17 protein-coding genes are annotated in these 17,119 nt (G+C 39.3%); 10 read left to right on the forward strand and 7 right to left on the reverse strand.

Annotated elements, in window-relative coordinates:
• Positions 1–68: 68 nt before the first annotated feature.
• The 4 genes from I6E85_RS05440 to I6E85_RS05455 form a co-directional block, all read right to left on the reverse strand.
• Positions 69–1,358 (reverse strand): leucine-rich repeat-containing protein kinase family protein, encoded by a 1,290-nt coding sequence (locus I6E85_RS05440; protein WP_024590108.1) that lies wholly within the window; start codon positions 1,356–1,358, stop codon positions 69–71.
• 77 nt (positions 1,359–1,435) lie between these two features.
• Positions 1,436–2,149 carry a YebC/PmpR family DNA-binding transcriptional regulator gene (locus I6E85_RS05445; RefSeq protein ID WP_024590109.1) on the reverse strand — a complete coding sequence of 238 codons (714 nt, stop codon included), beginning with the start codon at positions 2,147–2,149 and terminating at the stop codon, positions 1,436–1,438.
• A gap of 258 nt (positions 2,150–2,407) precedes the next feature.
• Positions 2,408–4,486 (reverse strand): M13 family metallopeptidase, encoded by a 2,079-nt coding sequence (locus tag I6E85_RS05450; protein WP_024590110.1) that lies wholly within the window; start codon positions 4,484–4,486, stop codon positions 2,408–2,410.
• A gap of 240 nt (positions 4,487–4,726) precedes the next feature.
• A complete protein-coding gene (locus tag I6E85_RS05455; protein ID WP_024590111.1) occupies positions 4,727–6,505 on the reverse strand; it encodes an ABC transporter ATP-binding protein/permease in 1,779 nt (592 codons plus the stop codon).
• 101 nt (positions 6,506–6,606) lie between these two features.
• Between I6E85_RS05455 and I6E85_RS05460 the strand changes: the two genes are divergently transcribed.
• The 7 genes from I6E85_RS05460 (at position 6,607) to I6E85_RS05490 (ending at position 11,896) form a co-directional block, all read left to right on the forward strand.
• Positions 6,607–7,068, forward strand: a complete 462-nt coding sequence (locus I6E85_RS05460) for a hypothetical protein (protein WP_024590112.1) — start codon at positions 6,607–6,609, stop codon at positions 7,066–7,068.
• A 108-nt stretch (positions 7,069–7,176) separates the two neighbouring features.
• Entirely contained in the window at positions 7,177–9,015 is a 1,839-nt protein-coding gene (secD, locus tag I6E85_RS05465) for a protein translocase subunit SecD (RefSeq protein WP_024590113.1), read from the forward strand.
• Positions 9,008–9,943 (forward strand): protein translocase subunit SecF, encoded by a 936-nt coding sequence (secF, locus tag I6E85_RS05470; RefSeq protein ID WP_024590114.1) that lies wholly within the window; start codon positions 9,008–9,010, stop codon positions 9,941–9,943. Before secD ends, secF begins: the two co-directional genes overlap by 8 nt.
• 181 nt (positions 9,944–10,124) lie before the next feature.
• Positions 10,125–10,601, forward strand: coding sequence for a GreA/GreB family elongation factor (locus tag I6E85_RS05475; RefSeq protein WP_010555055.1), 477 nt, complete (start codon positions 10,125–10,127; stop codon positions 10,599–10,601).
• Between the two features lie 323 nt (positions 10,602–10,924).
• The gene (locus I6E85_RS05480; RefSeq protein WP_010555056.1) at positions 10,925–11,182 is read left to right on the forward strand and encodes a type II toxin-antitoxin system Phd/YefM family antitoxin; all 258 of its coding nucleotides are present in this window, start codon (positions 10,925–10,927) and stop codon (positions 11,180–11,182) included.
• The gene (locus tag I6E85_RS05485) at positions 11,170–11,487 is read left to right on the forward strand and encodes a type II toxin-antitoxin system RelE/ParE family toxin (RefSeq protein WP_024590115.1); all 318 of its coding nucleotides are present in this window, start codon (positions 11,170–11,172) and stop codon (positions 11,485–11,487) included. The genes I6E85_RS05480 and I6E85_RS05485 overlap by 13 nt, the downstream gene beginning before the upstream one ends.
• Positions 11,488–11,686: 199 nt before the next feature.
• Positions 11,687–11,896: a zinc ribbon domain-containing protein gene (locus I6E85_RS05490; protein ID WP_007582647.1), complete on the forward strand. Its 210-nt coding sequence runs from the start codon at positions 11,687–11,689 to the stop codon at positions 11,894–11,896.
• A 271-nt stretch (positions 11,897–12,167) separates the two neighbouring features.
• Here I6E85_RS05490 and I6E85_RS05495 read toward each other — a convergent pair whose 3' ends face one another.
• On the reverse strand, positions 12,168–12,506 hold the full coding sequence (locus I6E85_RS05495; RefSeq protein WP_024590116.1) for a zinc ribbon domain-containing protein YjdM: 339 nt from the start codon (positions 12,504–12,506) through the stop codon (positions 12,168–12,170).
• A gap of 293 nt (positions 12,507–12,799) precedes the next feature.
• Here I6E85_RS05495 and I6E85_RS05500 point away from each other — a divergent pair, with 293 nt between their 5' ends.
• From I6E85_RS05500 to I6E85_RS05510, 3 genes are read left to right on the forward strand one after another with little or no spacing between them, the layout of a single operon-like run.
• Positions 12,800–14,194, forward strand: a complete 1,395-nt coding sequence (locus tag I6E85_RS05500; protein WP_024590117.1) for a RimK family protein — start codon at positions 12,800–12,802, stop codon at positions 14,192–14,194.
• A 4-nt stretch (positions 14,195–14,198) separates the two neighbouring features.
• Positions 14,199–15,311, forward strand: coding sequence for a GNAT family N-acetyltransferase/peptidase C39 family protein (locus I6E85_RS05505; protein ID WP_197236695.1), 1,113 nt, complete (start codon positions 14,199–14,201; stop codon positions 15,309–15,311).
• Between the two features lie 8 nt (positions 15,312–15,319).
• On the forward strand, positions 15,320–15,832 hold the full coding sequence (locus I6E85_RS05510) for an MgtC/SapB family protein (RefSeq protein ID WP_007582656.1): 513 nt from the start codon (positions 15,320–15,322) through the stop codon (positions 15,830–15,832).
• A 16-nt stretch (positions 15,833–15,848) separates the two neighbouring features.
• Here I6E85_RS05510 and I6E85_RS20935 read toward each other — a convergent pair whose 3' ends face one another.
• Complete coding sequence (locus I6E85_RS20935; protein ID WP_308807813.1) at positions 15,849–16,586, reverse strand: EAL domain-containing protein; 738 nt, start codon at positions 16,584–16,586, stop codon at positions 15,849–15,851.
• Positions 16,580–17,074: a GAF domain-containing protein gene (locus I6E85_RS20940; RefSeq protein WP_231388432.1), complete on the reverse strand. Its 495-nt coding sequence runs from the start codon at positions 17,072–17,074 to the stop codon at positions 16,580–16,582. Before I6E85_RS20940 ends, I6E85_RS20935 begins: the two co-directional genes overlap by 7 nt.
• Positions 17,075–17,119 lie beyond the last annotated feature (45 nt).

A 17,119-nucleotide genomic window follows, 5' to 3' on the forward strand; every position in this document is an offset into this window, starting at 1 on the left:
ATTGAATAAACATAAACTAAAAAAGTAGCAACGTGCTACGCGTTGCTCTTTTTTATGACTCTACTCAATTATATGTTTAGCTCTTCTAATAACTCAGTAAATGTAGGTCTTTGATTTAATGAAGGTTGCATAGCACACTTTGCTATATCGGACATTTCACCAAATAGCTCACTTTGCCTATCATCGCCGGTTACCGTGCCTAATAAGTCTTCAATTAAACAGCCCAGAGCTCTTACTTCTATCCACTCTAGTTGTTTTTGTTGATACTTACTTAGCTTCGTTAAATTAGTTGCAGCACCAAAATCACCAAACAGAACATCATGGTTTTGGTTAACCATAGTGTTATGCGTATAAATGTCGCCGTGACTTACTTTACGAACATGTAAGTGATGCAGTGTACTTACCATTTGCTGTGCAATTTTTAAAATAGCTTGAGTTGAGTAATGGCAATCATTATTAAAGGTATCACGCGTACAGGTTTCAAGGCTTGGGGGCAGGCCTAAATTAGCGAAGCTTTTATCTATTAGCTCCATCACTAAACCTAACTGATCACTTTGTTCAATGTAGGCAAGTACTTTAATTAAATTAGCGTGATCGCCTGCTTGTAAGCAGCAATTTACTTCATCAAGCGGGTAGCCGTCGCTGGTAATTGCACCTTTAAATAATTTAATCGCTACAGCGCTATTAGCAGCTTGTGCTAAATGAATAACGCCCGATGCACCTTGGCCAATAACATGACTAAGCGTGTAATCGTCAAGAGGCTTATTTTCTAAGCTGCACTTTGTAAGGCACTGGGCTTTATTAAAATCGTTACCGGCAAACGCAAGCCAAGCAAGTTTAGGCAGTTCAAACAGCCAGTCGTCTACGTGTGTTAAGTTATTAGCGGAGAGCCTAACAAGCTCGAGGTTTTTACACTGCGCCATGCTACTTGGCAGTTGCTTAAGTTGATTGCCCGCAAGCGCGAGCTTTTTAAGCTGGGTGTAATTACCAAAGTCTTCAGGCAATTCGCTTAACGTATTATCGGTGAGTATTAGCCACTCAATATTTTTTGGCAGGCTGTTTAAAGCAAATTCAGAAATTTGGTTACCTTTAAACGCGACCATAATTAAAGCAGGGCATTTAGCGAGCACTTTAGGAATATGCTTAAACTGGTTAAACGATAAAAATACACGCTTCAAGTGTGTTAAACAGGCAAATTCATCAGGTAGTGTTGATAAGTTATTATTTGATAAATCGAGAACTTCAAGCGTGTCAGCTAAGCTAAAGATTTCTTCAGGAAATGTCGTTAGCTCTTCTACTAATTGCAGGTGAGTAGCACCAACAAGTTTGCCACTTTTAAGCTCTTTAAGGGAGTTCATATTTATACCATGTTCTAAAAATGAAAAAGCCAACATAGCTGTTGGCTTAAAGTCGTTCTAACTTACTAAATCGCTCTTTAGAATTGCGCGTTATGGTAAACGTTTTGTACGTCGTCGCAATCTTCTAACATCATTAAAAAGCGTTCCATAACTTCAACGTCTTCGCCTTCAATCGGCGTTTCAATTTGTGGCACAAAGCTAATTAGGTCTTCGTCAAACTCAGTCACACCCATTTCTTCAAGCGCTGTACGTGTATTGTTGTACTCTGTGTGAGGAGCAAAAACAGTAACTTTACCGTCATCAACTTCTACGTCAGTTACATCAACATCAGCCATCATTAATGCTTCAAGTACTGCTTCGTCGTCATCACCGTCAAATACAAAAATAGCAAGGTGATCAAATAAATGTGAAACAGAGTTTTGAGCGCCAATTTTAGCATTTGCTTTGGTAAAACAAACACGTACATCAGCAAAGGTACGCTTGTTGTTGTCTGTTAAACAGTCAACAATAATCATACAGTTACCAGGGCCGTAACCTTCGTAACGTGTTGCTGAGTAGTCTTCGCCGCCGCCACCTTTTGCTTTGTCGATTGCGCGGTCAATAACGTGTGCTGGTACTTGGTCTTTTTTAGCGCGTTCAATTAAACGACGTAATGATAAGTTACCATCTGGATCTACACCGCCGTTTTTAGCACAAATATAAATTTCTTTGCCGTACTTAGAATAAACTTTAGTTTTAGCACCCGCAGTCTTAGCCATTGAATCTTTTTTGTTTTGGTAAGCTCTTCCCATCTGCGTTTCGCCTTAATATATGTAAATAATAGAATGAAATTATAATGCGTATTCTAAAGGTAAATGCATTCAAGGGCTAGTAAGTATTAAAGCCGATTAAAACTGTAGCGTTTAAAGTCCATCTAAAGTGCATTTTAGTGAGGAGATTATCGAGGCATTTAGACGTTGGAATTATATCTATTATTGTAAATTTAACTCAATAAAAAAGGCAACCTGTATAACAGGTTGCCTTACTAAGTAATAAAAAGTAAGTATTACTTACCAAATACGTACACGTTCATCTTCAGGAAGGTATAACTCATCGCCTGGTTTTACATCAAACGCTTTGTACCATGCATCGTGGTTGCGTGGCGCTTGTGCTCTAAAGCGACCTGGGGCATGTGTGCCACCACGAAGTTGGTTAAGCATGCTTTGCTCAGTACGTTTTTCTTTCCATACTTGTGCCCACGCAAGGAAGAAACGTTGATCGCCAGTAACACCGTCAATAACAGGCGCTTCTTTACCATTTAAACTTAGCTTGTACGCGTGATAGGCCATTGATAACCCACCTACATCACCAATGTTTTCGCCAAGGCTATTGCGACCATTAACAAAGTTACCTTCGATTGGCTCGTATTTACTGTACTGCGCAGCCAGTTGGTCGGCTTTTTTGTCAAATGCAGCGCGGTCAGCATCAGTCCACCAATTACGTTGCACACCGTTTTCGTCTGATTTTGAACCTTGATCGTCAAATCCATGACCCATTTCGTGACCAATTACAGCGCCAATACCGCCATAGTTTACAGCCGGATCGGCATTTGGATCGAAAAACGGCGGTTGTAGTATCGCAGCCGGAAATACAATTTCATTAAACGAGCTATTGTAGTAAGCGTTTACGCGTTGTGGCGTCATGCCCCAGCGGTTACGGTCTGTTTTTTGTAGCTCTTTTTCAACACTTTCTGCGTGGAAAAACTCACGCATGTTTTTCACATTACCAATCAAATCGTTTTTAGTAATGCTTAAACCTTCATAAGACTGCCAAACATCGGGGTAACCAATTTTTGGTACAAATGCAGCAAGCTTAGCGCGCGCATTTACTTTAGTTGCATCACCCATCCATTCTAGATTATCAATACGTTCACCAAGGGCTGTTCGAAGGTTTTCAACCAGCTCTGACATTTGTTGTTTTGATGACTCAGGGAAGTAACGCGCTACGTATATTTTACCAATAGCAAAACCAAGCGAACTTGTGCCTGACATTTCACTTATTGCACGTTTCCAACGAGGGCGAGGTTCTTGCTGTCCGTTTAGTTCTTTACCAAAAAAAGCAAAGTTAGTATTAAATACGTCTTCTGATAGTAAACCTGCGTTACCGCTAATAGCGTGATACGTTAGGTAGTCTTTCCATACTGCAATATCTTCTTGATTGATTAGCTCAATCATCGCTTTTATTGGCTCAGGCTGAGACACATTTAACTGAGGTACTTTATAACCTGTTTGCGCAAAGTATAAATCCCAGTTAAAGCCAGGATAAGCAGTGCTTAAATCAGCACGTTCAACTTGGTTTAGGGTTAAATCGCGATTACGGCGCTTTTCACGAGGCCAATGATCTTGTGCAATTTTGGTTTCAAGATCAACAATTGCTTGAGCGCGCTCAGCGGTATTTTCAGTGCCTGCAAACTCAAGCATGTCAGCAATGTGAGCAACATAAGCTGTTCGGGTTTTTACAAAGCGCTCAGCGTCTTCAAGGTAGTAAGAGCGATCTGGTAAGCCTAACCCACCAGCACCTAGTGACATTTCATATTTATTAGGGTCTAGGCGATTAAACCACATGCCGCCGCCAAAAGGGGCTTTATTACCGGTTAACCAAGACTTACCAAACATTTCAGCTAAATCGTCAGTCGACGATATATCATTAATTTCACTTAACAATGGCTTAATAGGCGCTACACCTAGTTTATTAAGTGTTTCGGTATCCATATACGCATTGTAAAAATCAGCAACGAGTTTTTCTTCTGCGTTTAAATCTTTACGTGCTGCTATTTCTTCAATAATAGCTTTAACATCGCCTTCGCTGCGCTCAGCTAATCCTGAAAATGCACCGTAGCGGGTTTTATCTGCAGGCATTACGTAGTTGTCATACCACGTGCCACTGGCATACATAAAAAAGTCATCGCCTGGTTTAACTGCTTCGTTACGGGCTGTTAGGTCAACACCAAAACTACCTAACTCTGCTTTTTCTGTTACTGCTGCAGTGGCTATTTTAGGTTGTTGCTCGTCTGTTTTTGTTGTTTGCGGCTCTGAACAACCGGTAATAAATGTGGCAGCTAATGCTGCGGCAATTAAACTCTTTTTCATTACTTACTCCTGAGTATCACTGATTGAATTAAAGCAGCAGTGAATCATTTTTATTGTTACGAATATTTAACTTATCGATTGTTATTGATATTAATCATACAAACAAACCTTTTGAGGTGAATCACCACAGTGCTCGATAAAACTAATATAGAATAAAAGAGAAAGGCTAATAGGTGCTATAAAAGCTTTATTTAGCTCGAATACTTGAAAGTATCCGAGCTAAGAGGGGTTACACACTATTTATTTTTTATGCTGAAGCTCCCACATACGGGAATATTCTCCGGCGAGAGTAAGTAACTCGTCGTGCTTACCTTGCTCAATAATTTTTCCGGATTTGAGCACAATAATAGTGTCTGCATCGGTAATAGTAGAAAGGCGATGAGCAATAACAACGCTCGTATGGTTACTGGCAACTTCACGCATTGCTGCGAGTATTGCTTGCTCAGAATGAGAATCGAGGGCTGAAGTTGCTTCATCAAAAATTAAAATAGGGGACTTTTTCAAAATAGCGCGTGCAATGGCAATACGCTGTTTTTCGCCGCCTGATACTTTTAAACCACGCTCGCCAACCAGCGTTTTATCGCCTTTATCAAGTGTTGCTATAAAGTCTTTTAAATGCGCCATTGCAATGGCTTCATCAATTTCTGCATCACTTGCTGATGGCCTACCGTAAGCGATATTTTCACGAATGGTGGTGTTAAACAGCACAGTATCTTGCGGCACAATAGCAATGGCTTTTCGTAAACTATTAAGTGTTACTGAGTTTATTGCTTGATTATCGATACTAATTTCACCAGCGCTTACATCATAAAAACGATAAAGCAGTCGCGCTAATGAACTTTTACCAGCACCACTGGCACCAACAATGGCTACTTTGCTGCCAGCTTTAACACTAAAACTAAGGTTATTAAGAATAGGGCGATGCGCATCGTAACTAAAACTTACATTGTTAAATGTTATTTCACCTTGGCTAATATTTAGCTCTTTAGCATTAAGTGCATCGGTTATTTGTGGTTTCTTATTAAGTAGCCCAAGCATGTTTTCAAGGTCGGTTAGGGCGCGTCTTATTTCGCGGTACACAAAACCTAAAAAGTTAAGCGGTAAAAATAGCTGAATCATATACGCGTTAATCATCACAAGTTCACCAATAGAAAGCGTACCTGCAACTACCTCGGTTGAGCCCAACCACATTAACGCGGTAATAGCACAAGCAATAATAAGTGCTTGGCCTGAGTTGAGGGCGAGCAGCGACATTCTATTTTTTAAACGGGCTTTTTCCCAGTTTGCTAAAAAGGTGTCGTACGTTTTTGCTTCAAACTGTTCGTTATTAAAATACTTTACAGTTTCATAATTAAGTAGGCTGTCTATGGCGCGGGTATTACTTTGATTGTCGGCAGCATTTGCTTCTCTAATAAAGCGGTTTCGCCACTGAGTAACCACCACAGTAAAGGTAATATAAATAGCGACTGCCAGTAATGTAATAAGCGCAAACCAAACAGAAAACAACGTGCCAAAAATAATCGCAACGGTAAGTATTTCAAACAAAGTAGGCACTATATTAAACATTAAAAAGCGCATTAAAAAGCTTAACCCGCTCGTACCGCGTTCTATATCGCGGCTAATGCCACCGGTTTGCCTATCTAAATGAAAAGCCAGCTCAAGTGAGTGCAAATGCTTAAATACTTTTAAACCAATATCACGCATAGCGTGCTCGGTTACACGAGAAAATACAGCATCTCTTATTTCACCTAAAAATACGCTAGCAAAACGCAGTCCACCGTACATCAATAATAATAAAGCAGGAATAACTAACAGTGGGTTAATGGACTTATCTACAGAGTCTATTATTTCTTTAAGTGCCCAAGGCATTAAAAGCGTGGCACCTTTTGCGCCTATAAGCGCCATAAGTGCAATAAAAACACGGCCTTTAAATTTTGTAAGGTAGGGCCACAGTGTTATTACACTTTGGCGTAAATTCATGGCGTCTGGGCGTTTTTCTGTGCTTTGTCTGGGGCGCATTAGTGATCTCTGTTAAAACTAAATACTTAATTAATAAGCATTGTATTTTAAATGCTTGCCCTTATATACTACGCATCCCTTATTTTAGTTTTAAAACGTGAATGTTTAAATTTAGAGTGTTTTTAACTGCCTTTTTGCTACTTGCTGCACTTTTTAGTGTGCAGAGCAATGCTATGGGCGCCTCACAAAATTTAAATACTACTGTTAGTACGCAGGTTTCGCTTACTGATATTGCCGATTTAACTAAAATACAGGCTATTAGTAAGTCTGTAGATACTTCGCAGCATAAAAAAACGCATCAAACCGATTTTGACGCGCACCAACCAAGGTTAACAGCCAATAATTCATCATTGTTTTTGCACACTGTTCAAAGTGAGCCAGAATACGATGTGGTTTTTGAATTTTTTGCTCAAAATCTTGTTAGGCATATATTCTTACGACCAAGAGCGATTAATCCTATACAGCCTTGGTATACGCTTGTAACTAATAGTAAAAAGTCGCGCTTGAGTGGCTGGAAAGACGTAAACTTACTCTACAGAGCTGTAACTACCTACCACGCTTAATTTTCCTTATTTAATTTTATTAGGTTTTAACTTTTAAAGTTTTAGCCTGCAGATTAATTGTGCTTTTAAAAAGCACGTTGCTAGCTTTGCTGGCAATAAGGATTCAACATGTTAAGTTTTAAAAAAGATAAAAAGCCGTCTTCGGCTAAGTTCAAATTAAGCTATATAGCCATGCTAATAGTATTGGTTTTATTAGCTATCAGCGCATTACCAAACCTATATCCAAATAAATCGTGGTTGCACATCAGTGCTGCTCCGCACAGCGAAACGCAATCTTTACCGAGCACTAAAACGCTAGTTACTTTTTTGAATAACCAAGGGTTAGAGGTTGAGCAGGGTTTAGATAAGCAATCGACTATTAATGTACTTTTAAACGAGCCAACTAAAAGCGCTCAGGCGCAAGCGGCTATAAAAGCGCAATACCCAAACATGCAAGTTAAAATTGTTGAGCATGCAACCAGCCCAACATGGTTACAAGATTTTGGTTTATCACCAATAAAGCTGGGCCTTGATTTAAATGGCGGTGTGCTATTTGTACTAGACGTAGATTTAGATAAAGCCGTTGATGAGCAGTTAGTCAGTACGTATCAACAAGCTAAATCAATTATTATTAAGCAAAAAGCACATGGCGTAAAAGCGCAGCAAACTCAGCAGGGGTTTGAAATAAACGCATTGCCTAATGCAACCGACAAGTTAACCCCAGTTATTGAAGAGCTACAAAGCCGATTTGCTAATTTAGCCGTTGTAACAAGCAATAACGGCAGCGTTAAAACTGCCAAATTTAGTTATTCGGAGCAAGGCCGCAGCAGCTTTGATAAAGAAGTAATGGGGCAAACACTCACAACCCTTCGTTCACGTATTGAAGAGTTAGGCATTACCGAAGCGGTAACACAGCGCCAAGGAAAGCACCGCATTCGTATAGAGCTACCAGGCGTGCAAGATCCAACCGAAGCAAAACGTATTATTGGTGCAACAGCATCGCTTGGTTTTTATCAATTAAAAGAAATTGGCGGGCAAACATTTAATATGCAATCGGGCGGAACCATAAAGCTCGATCCTGTGCCAATTTTTACAGGCGATCATATTAATAATGCAAACATAGGGCGCGACGATTGGGGTAAACCACTTGTACAACTAAGCCTAGACGGCCAAGGCGGCGATGCAATGTCGGCGTTTTCAAAAGCCAACATTGGTAAGCCAATGGCGACAGTTTACTCTGAGTATTCTCAAAACGCTAAAGGCGAAGTAGTTAAAAAAAGCGAAGTTATTAATGTTGCCAATATTGCTCAGCATTTAAGTTCGCGTTTTAGTATTACCAATATGAAAAGCCAACAAGCTGCAGCCGATCTGGCATTGTTACTACGTGCAGGCTCGCTTACAGCACCCGTTACAATTGTGCACGAACAAACAATAGGGCCAAGCCTCGGCAGTGAAAACATTAGTAATGGTTTAGCCGCGCTTATGTTAGGTATGGGTATTACCCTTGCATTTATGGCGCTTTGGTATCGCCGTTTAGGCCTTATTGCAAATGTGGCACTTATATTAAATTTAACGTCGCTTGTGGGCTTAATGTCATTATTACCAGGGGTTGTGTTAACGCTTCCGGGTATTGCAGGTCTGGTGCTAACCATAGGTATGGCGGTAGACACTAACGTAATAATATTTGAACGCATTAAAGAAGAACGTCGCCAAGGCCGTGCACCATATCAAGCTATTCAAGAGGGTTATAAACAAGCCGCAAATACAATATTTGATGCCAATATAACCACCATGATCACCGCACTTATCTTATACGGCATAGGCTATGGGCCCGTTAAAGGTTTTGCCATTACATTAGCATTGGGACTTTTAACGTCTGTATTTACAGGTGTGTACGTATCAAAAATATTAAGCCAAACGTTGTATTTAAAAATGGGTAAAAAAGTAGGAGAAAAAGCACATGCTTAATTATTTTTTGAAAGGTGAAAAGGGCACACGCTTACGCTTTATGGGTATGCTTTTAAGTGCCATTTTAGTGCTGCTATCCGTATTTACGCTTACGCAAAAAGGTCTAAATTTTGGCCTAGATTTTACCGGCGGTTATTTAACTGAGTTTACAACCAGCCAAAGTGTTGAACTAAAAGAGCTTCAATCGTTTATTGCTAAAAATCACAACGGTGAGTTTGAGCTAACCGCGCAAGGTAATAGTCATTTTCAATTAAGAGAAGCGCCAAGTGCATCAACAACAGCTAATAGCCTTGATTGGCAAAGCGCTGTTACACAAAACGATGATATAAACGCACAGGTATTATCGTCAGCTTATATTGGCTCACAAGTCGGCGATGAGTTATTTGATCAAGGCTGTTTAGCAATGTTTGCTGCAATGATTGCGGTAATGATTTACCTTGCAGTGCGTTTTGAATGGCGATTAGCCGTTGGCTCTGTGGTAGCGCTAGTGCACGATTTAATACTCGTACTTGGGTTATTTTCACTATTACAAATTGAATTTAACCTAACCGTACTGGCAAGTTTACTGGCTATTATTGGTTACTCACTTAACGACTCAATAATAGTAGGGGATAGAGTACGCGAGCTTTTACGTGTTCAATCAAACAATGTACTTAGCCCAGCGACTATTATTAATAATGCGATTAAAAGCACACTAACGCGCACCTTAATAACGTCGGGTACCACACTTGCAACGGTTGCAAGCGTTTGGCTACTTGCAGGCACACCACTGCAAGGCTTTGCTATTGCATTATTTACCGGCATTGTAGTGGGTACGTTCTCGTCTATTTGTATAGCGGCAACCTTGCCGGAGCTATTGGGCTTAAGCGCTAAAAACTACGAAGTTAAAGTAGATGCCCACACGCAAACATTATTAGATATGCCATAAGGTTTTTAATAAAACACAAGTAAAGAGCTGCACCAACCAACGGCTCTTTGTTAGTTTAATGCAAATTTAAGCCCCGCTAGTATTCCCACCAAGCTTGCGGGGTTTAAAACAATGGTTTTAAGCCCCGCAAAAATGTTAAACTAGCTGCCTTATTTTTACAGCCTGTATTGTACTAATCCCCATGAATAAAACCCACGTAATCGAACACCTTCGTTTTGCGCTAGAAGCGCAGCTTACAACAGCAAAAGTAGCGGCAAAAACTGCGCACGACACCGCCACACATGAAGAAAACATAGCCGAAAATAAATACGATACTCTAGGGCTCGAAGCCGCTTATTTAGCACAAGGCCAAGCCCAGCGCGTAAACGATTGCTATAAAAGCATAGAATTGTTCGAACCTGCCTTTAATGAAAAACCAACCGACAAAATAGCTATCGGTTCGCTGGTATGTTTAGAAGATGATAACGCAGCCCAAAAATGGTTTTATTTAGGCCCTGCAGCTGGTGGTTTAACAGTAAACGTTAAAAAGCACGCAATTGCTGTTGTAACACCCGGCGCACCAATGGGTAAGCAGTTACTAAATAAACAGATTGATGATGAAATTACGTTAACAATTGCAGGTAAAGCCCACGAATATGTGGTGGTAGAGATTTTATAAAGCTTTGGTTTTTTAAGAGAACACCATCTGACAAAGCTATGCCAACGTAATAATCGCTTATTTATATTCATAAATTAATTGTCGGATGGCATGGCTCCGCCATTTATCCAACCTACAGCTATGTTTTTATAGCGTAACGTGGTGTGTATTTCAATTTCTACAAAGGCATATAATGAGAAGTACCTAATAGTTTAAAAGTGAGCAGGGTTGACGTTAGGTGCTCCCTTTTTAATTGATTTTAGTGGTTATACAGCCTCGTTAGTTGTATTTCCCAAGTTGGCTACTCGGTGCTACTATAGTGATACATCTGTTTGGGGATTATTATGAGAGTAGAACTAGTAACAACATTGAAGCGTCAAGCAACGAAGATATTATCTGAACTTCATTCCTCTAAAGAACCTGTGTTGATAACTGAACATGGACAACCATCTGCATACTTAGTAGATGTTGATGATTATGAATTTATGCAAAAGCGTATGCAAATTCTTGAGTCTCTTGCAAAAGGAGAGCAGGCAATAAGTCGTGGTGAAACCATGTCGAATGTTGAAGCTAAAGATAAAATGAATAAATGGCTGAAATAATTTGGACTAATCCAGCTTTGGATGATCTTAACGATATCGCTGAATATATCGCATTAAGCAATTTTCAGTCAGCGAAAAAATTGGTTTCCAAAATATTTGAAAAAGTTGAACGTCTCGAACTTTTTCCTGAATCAGGTAAAAAACCAATTGAGTTAGCTAACCTAAATTATCTTGAACTGGTCGTGAATCCTTGTCGTATATTTTACAAAAAAGATAACAATAAAGTATATATTTTGCACGTAATGAGACAAGAACGAGACTTACGAAAATTTTTGTTGCTAACGCAATATACAGCTAACAAGTAGGTAATCCCTGAGTGAAATTAGTATGACCCCCATACTAATTATTATAAAAAGCAATTATTAAAAAGCCATCCAAATATCTATCAAAATTCCAATTTAACCAATATAAGAACTAAATTATGGTTTGTTTATTAAAAAAAATTGCTACACACGTTCCTTAAGTGTTTAATATACCGTACATAAATAATATGGAGGTTGAAATATGAGACATAACAATTGGTCTTGCTCTAAGTGTAATAATAACGAATTTGATACCGGTGAAATAAGAGTTTCGGGTGGCTTTTGGTCAAGAATTTTTGATGTTCAAAATAAAAAGTACACCGCTGTGACATGCAGTCGATGTAGTTTTACTGAATTTTATAAAGGTTCATCATCAACACTTGGTAACGTATTTGATTTCTTTACTGGGTAATGAAAGCTTAAAAAGCACTTTAACTGAAATGTAAACTGATCAGTTCAAGAAGTACCTCCTCATTAAGGTGAAGAGGTTAAATGCTTAAACACACCTAAGCGATAATTTGCCTTATTAAATGTAGGTGGACCATTAGATATACACCAACTAATAGCAGTTAAAAAAATCTATTACACGCACTAATAATAGGCTTCAATGACAGAGCATAAGGCTTGGATGAATTTATTTTTATGATTTTTCATCTAACATCCTATATTTTAAATATCCAATTTTAGGTAGCTTTTTTCACAAACTTTGCTGTTACCATCATTTCGCCAATACCATCTACTTTACAATCTAGTTCGTGGTCTTTTTTATCAAGCACTCTTCTAACTACCGCTTTGGTACCAATTTTAATTACTTGCGAGCTGCCTTTAATTTTTAAATCTTTGGCTACTGTCACTTTGTCGTCATCACTTAGCACAGTGCCGTTGGCATCTTTAACTAAAATTGCGTCTTCATTGTTTGTGTTATTTGGGTTCCACTCATGAGCGCACTCAGGGCAAATAAGCAGTTGTTGGTCTTCGTAAACATATTCACATTGGCACTTTGGGCAAGCAGGCAGCGACATTTTTAACTCTCATAAGGTGTTGTTTTGCGTATTTTAATCTGCATTATTAGTTAATCAATATTTTTCATCTTCACGCTAAAAATATCTCGTTTGTGCGTTTTAAAAAAAGGGCATATAAAGCACATGTCGCTTAAGCAATTTAAGCGCTAACTCGTACAGTAGGTACCTGTTAAAGCACCCATCATATTAAGTGATACGCGCAATGCCCACTTAGTACGATGGGTGTTTCTATTTATAATGCTTAGTATTTTACTAAGCATGCTTTTTATATTTTGACTTAACTAGGAAAAGTCGTGTTTAAAACCTTAATTGTGGTTGATAACAACGAGCAAACGCTTGCTCAATCGTTCGAAAATGTAATTACGTTTAATACCTACTTACGTGATTACCCAAAACATAACGAACCAAAAACACGCATTATTAATCTGTGCGACTCAAGCCAATACTTGAGCAAAGGTTACTATTGCTCATTACTTGCTGAAGCGCGCAAGCACCAAGTTTTACCCAGTGTAAAAACCATTAATGCTCTTCGTAGTGGCCAAGCACCTATGTTAAATGTGGGCCAAATAGACGGCACTCTTTACTTTGGTAATGCCCAAAACGATTTACAATCAAAAGCGGCAAAGTCGGTATTTAAACAATACCCAGCGCCTATTTTATTTGTTGATGAGCAAGGCTTATTACAACAAGGATCGATGTCGTCTTTAAGCGAGCAACAGTACTGCGAATTTGTAGCCAAGCTAGATAACTTTACTAAAACGCAGTGGCGTATTAGTTCGGTACAACGTCGTTTTAGATGGGACATGGCAATACTTGTTGATCATAACGAAAAAGTGCCGCCGAGTGATAAAGACGCCATTGCACGCTTTATTAAAGCAGCGGCTAAGCACGGGATTTATGCACAAGCATTAAGCTTTGACGAAATTGACAATATTGCCCAGTTTGATGCGTTATTTATTCGCCAAACTACAGCGATTGACCATCCAACGTATCGCCTTGCAAGCAAAGCGCAAAGCCTGGGTTTAGTGGTTATTGACGACGCTGAGTCTATTTTACGTTGTTGTAATAAAGTGTATTTACACGATGCGTTTAATTACCAAAAAGTGCCAAGTTTAAAAACGGTTGTAGTGGCTGATCAAGCAAATGAAACGCTTGAGCAATTAGAAGAAGCGTTTACGTATCCGCTTGTTTTAAAAATGCCTGAAGGGTCGTTCTCAAAAGGTGTGTTTAAAGTTTCAAACCGTGATGAGCTAGCAGCTAAGCTTACAGAGCTGTTTGAGTTTAGCGCATTAGTGCTTGCACAAGAGTACATGTATACCGAATACGATTGGCGAGTGGGTGTGTTAAATGGCCGTGCAATTTATGCATGCCGCTATTTAATGGCGCGTAACCATTGGCAAATTTATAACCACGACGCTAAACGGTTTTTCTCTGGTGGCTTTGAAACCTTGCCAACCTTTGAGTTACCAAAAGCGGTATTAGATGCAGCATTAAAAGCATGTAAAACAGTGGGTAGGGGTTTATATGGCGTAGATGTTAAAGAGCATCAAGGCAAAGCATACGTGCTTGAAGTAAACGACAACCCAAGTATTGATCACAAAGTAGAAGACGGCTATTTAGGCGACGAGCTATACATGATCATTATGGATGAGTTTAAACAACGCTTAGAAGCACGAGGCCGTGGGTAATAACATGAGCAACCTTGTTATTCGAAAGGCGCTTGGCAGTGATTTAACTGCACTGATTGACGTTGAAAACGCTTGCTTTAATAACGACAAACTTAGCCCGCGCAGTTTAAAGCGCTGGCTTAGTGCAAAACACGGTATTTTACTCGTTGCAGAAAGTGGCGAGCAAATATGCGGCTATGGGCTAGTATGGTGCCATAAAGGGACTCGCTTAGCGCGTTTATATTCGCTTGCTGTAAAACCCACAATGCAAGGTAAAGGCATTGCAAAAGCACTGCTTACTAGTCTAGAAAAAGAAACGTGTGAGCGGGCTCGTATTTACCTTCGTTTAGAAGTGGCTGTAAATAACGAAGGTGCGATTGGGCTTTACAAAAGCTTAGGCTACAGAGTGTTTGGTCAATATAGCGATTATTACGACGACCACAGTGACGCACTACGAATGCAAAAAAACATTCGACAAACGAGTGAGTTAAAAGTGGCGCGTTTAACGCCGTGGTATCAGCAAACTACCGAGTTTACGTGCGGACCTGCTGCGCTATTAATGGCAATGGGGGCACTTGAGCCAACTACTGAGCTTAGCCAATCACATGAGTTAGCACTTTGGCGTGAAGGTACCACCATTTTTATGACATCGGGTCATGGTGGTTGCCATCCGTTTGGTTTGGCACTTGCCGCTCATAAGCGTGGTTTTAAAAGCGAGGTAATGGTTAATACCACCGAGCCTTTGTTTTTAGATGGCGTACGTAACGAAAACAAAAAAGTGGTACTTGCCACCGTGCATCAACAATTTGTAGATGGTATTGCACAAGCAAATATACCGCTTACACATAAAGATGTAGAGCTTGAGCATATTGAGCGGTGGTTAAGTAAAGGCTTTAGTGTGCTGTTATTAATTAGTACATACAGTTTTGATGGTAAAAAATCGCCACACTGGGTGTGTGTTACGCACCTTGATGAGCACTGCGTGTATGTTCACGACCCATTTTGTGAGCCCGGTAACGATAAACAGCTCGCAATAGATTGCCAATATGTACCTATTGCACGAAGTGATTTTAGTAAAATGTCAGCGTTTGGTAGCCAACGTTTAAGAACAGCGGTGGCTATAGCTAATAAAATATAAGGTTAACAGTGACTTTTTTAGATTTAATTGATGTAGCCCCATATTCGTGGGCAGCTATTGGTACTGCGGCTTTTTGCGGTGCCATTATTGGTATAGAGCGCCAGTTGCGCGGCAAACCTGTCGGTATTCGTACATCAGCCCTAATAACCTTGGGTACGTATTTGTTTTTATCCACTGCATTTAATTTACAAGGGGATGTAATAGATCACTCTCGTGTAGTTGGGCAAATAATTACAGGTATCGGCTTTTTAGGGGCTGGCGTTATGCTCGCAAAAGATGGTGCGGTAGTTGGCGTTACATCAGCCGCGACTATTTGGGTGCTTGCATCAATAGGCGTTATGATAGCGACCGAAAACCTTGGCGCTGCAATAAAACTTTCGGTGCTAGTGGTCGGTATTTTATACGGTGTAGACGTACTCGAAGCTAAATTTAAAAGCTTAAGCAAAGGCGTACACACTAAAGTAAAAAACTATCAAAAGCGCTATTATCGAAAAGAATTTAACGACACAGAACGCCACTAAAAGTGGCGTTTTTTAATTAGAGCGTAATTGTTTGATATTGGATGGCATCTTCAATAGGAGCTGGGCGCCCAATAAAATAGCCTTGTACGTTATCAACGCCTAGTTTTCTGAGTGTGTTTAATTCATCTTGATTTTCTATACCCTCAGCTACAATTGAGCAATTAATAGCTTTAACAAATCCGCATAGTGCCTTAGCTAATAAAAACTTTCTACGGTCTGTGTTTATATTTTGAGTGAGGCTTATGTCTAACTTAATGATATCTGCCTCTAATTCTAAAATATGCTGAAAAGATGAAAATCCAGCACCTACATCATCGATAGCTAGCTTTACACCCCGGTTCCTTAATGGTCGAAGTGCGGTTCTCATAGCTTGGTAGTCTAAAATAGGTGAATGTTCAGTCACTTCTAAAATTATTCTATTACAATCGATGCTTTGTAATACTTTGTCTATTGAGCCTGATAAAATATGCTGAGGTGAAGTATTTATAGTGATATAAGCTTTTTCATCAAATTGATCTAAGTAACGTAATGTATTTTGTATAGCAAGTATTTCTAATGCTTCTCCTAAACCCAGTTTTTCAGCATCTTTAAACCAAATGTCAGGTGTTTTATAGGGTTCAATAAAAAAGCGTGACAGAGACTCATAACCCGAAAGTTGATTGGTTGATAAATTAAATATGGGCTGAAAATAAATCGTAATATCGTTTGTTTTTATAATATTTTCAATAAGCGACTTTGACTCATTATTTAAAATGTCAGATTGAACCTTTTTTCGATTAACTCAGTAGCTATTTCAGAAATCAGCCTAAGAAATGACAAATCTCTGTCGTTCAAGGTATTGTCTAATACGGTTTTATAACAGCAAAAAGTTCCATAAATTTTTCCGGTGGATAAAATAATGGGTACACCAATATAAGAGCCAATATTTAGCTTTTCTGTGACTGGCATGTTGCGGGTTATTGGATGCTCAAGAGTATTAGGGATTATTTGTTCTAGCTCGTTATCGGATATTTTTTTACAGTAAGTTTCGCAAATTGGATCTGAATTACCTTCTGATACGCAGGTATTTGTAGTTTGGTTATCTACCACTTTAAAAACGCGATCAGTATTGGTGAATTCTGAAATAAACGCGACTTCCATACTCAAATGTTTTCGTACAAGTGAAAGTAACTTTAATAACTTTGATTCAATAGAAGCATCGCTTTGTGGATCAAAAAGGTGCTTACTAAGTTTATCTCTCATGCAGTTACCTTGGTATGGCGTAAATTATATTATTGATAAGAGTAT

It is taken from the genome of Pseudoalteromonas sp. NZS71 (assembly GCF_015864715.1).
GTDB classification, from domain to species: Bacteria; Pseudomonadota; Gammaproteobacteria; order Enterobacterales; family Alteromonadaceae; genus Pseudoalteromonas; species Pseudoalteromonas arctica.

What these genes read in the sequence shown, in the direction of transcription:
- I6E85_RS05440 (WP_024590108.1), bottom strand. Translation starts at nt 1,358, where the DNA reads ATGAACTCCCTTAAAGAGCTTAAAAGTGGCAAACTTGTTGGTGCTACT.
- I6E85_RS05445 (WP_024590109.1), bottom strand. Translation starts at nt 2,149, where the DNA reads ATGGGAAGAGCTTACCAAAACAAAAAAGATTCAATGGCTAAGACTGCG.
- I6E85_RS05450 (WP_024590110.1), bottom strand. Translation starts at nt 4,486, where the DNA reads ATGAAAAAGAGTTTAATTGCCGCAGCATTAGCTGCCACATTTATTACC.
- I6E85_RS05455 (WP_024590111.1), bottom strand. Translation starts at nt 6,505, where the DNA reads ATGCGCCCCAGACAAAGCACAGAAAAACGCCCAGACGCCATGAATTTA.
- I6E85_RS05460 (WP_024590112.1), top strand. Translation starts at nt 6,607, where the DNA reads ATGTTTAAATTTAGAGTGTTTTTAACTGCCTTTTTGCTACTTGCTGCA.
- secD (WP_024590113.1), top strand. Translation starts at nt 7,177, where the DNA reads ATGTTAAGTTTTAAAAAAGATAAAAAGCCGTCTTCGGCTAAGTTCAAA.
- secF (WP_024590114.1), top strand. Translation starts at nt 9,008, where the DNA reads ATGCTTAATTATTTTTTGAAAGGTGAAAAGGGCACACGCTTACGCTTT.
- I6E85_RS05475 (WP_010555055.1), top strand. Translation starts at nt 10,125, where the DNA reads ATGAATAAAACCCACGTAATCGAACACCTTCGTTTTGCGCTAGAAGCG.
- I6E85_RS05480 (WP_010555056.1), top strand. Translation starts at nt 10,925, where the DNA reads ATGAGAGTAGAACTAGTAACAACATTGAAGCGTCAAGCAACGAAGATA.
- I6E85_RS05485 (WP_024590115.1), top strand. Translation starts at nt 11,170, where the DNA reads ATGGCTGAAATAATTTGGACTAATCCAGCTTTGGATGATCTTAACGAT.
- I6E85_RS05490 (WP_007582647.1), top strand. Translation starts at nt 11,687, where the DNA reads ATGAGACATAACAATTGGTCTTGCTCTAAGTGTAATAATAACGAATTT.
- I6E85_RS05495 (WP_024590116.1), bottom strand. Translation starts at nt 12,506, where the DNA reads ATGTCGCTGCCTGCTTGCCCAAAGTGCCAATGTGAATATGTTTACGAA.
- I6E85_RS05505 (WP_197236695.1), top strand. Translation starts at nt 14,199, where the DNA reads ATGAGCAACCTTGTTATTCGAAAGGCGCTTGGCAGTGATTTAACTGCA.
- I6E85_RS20940 (WP_231388432.1), bottom strand. Translation starts at nt 17,074, where the DNA reads ATGAGAGATAAACTTAGTAAGCACCTTTTTGATCCACAAAGCGATGCT.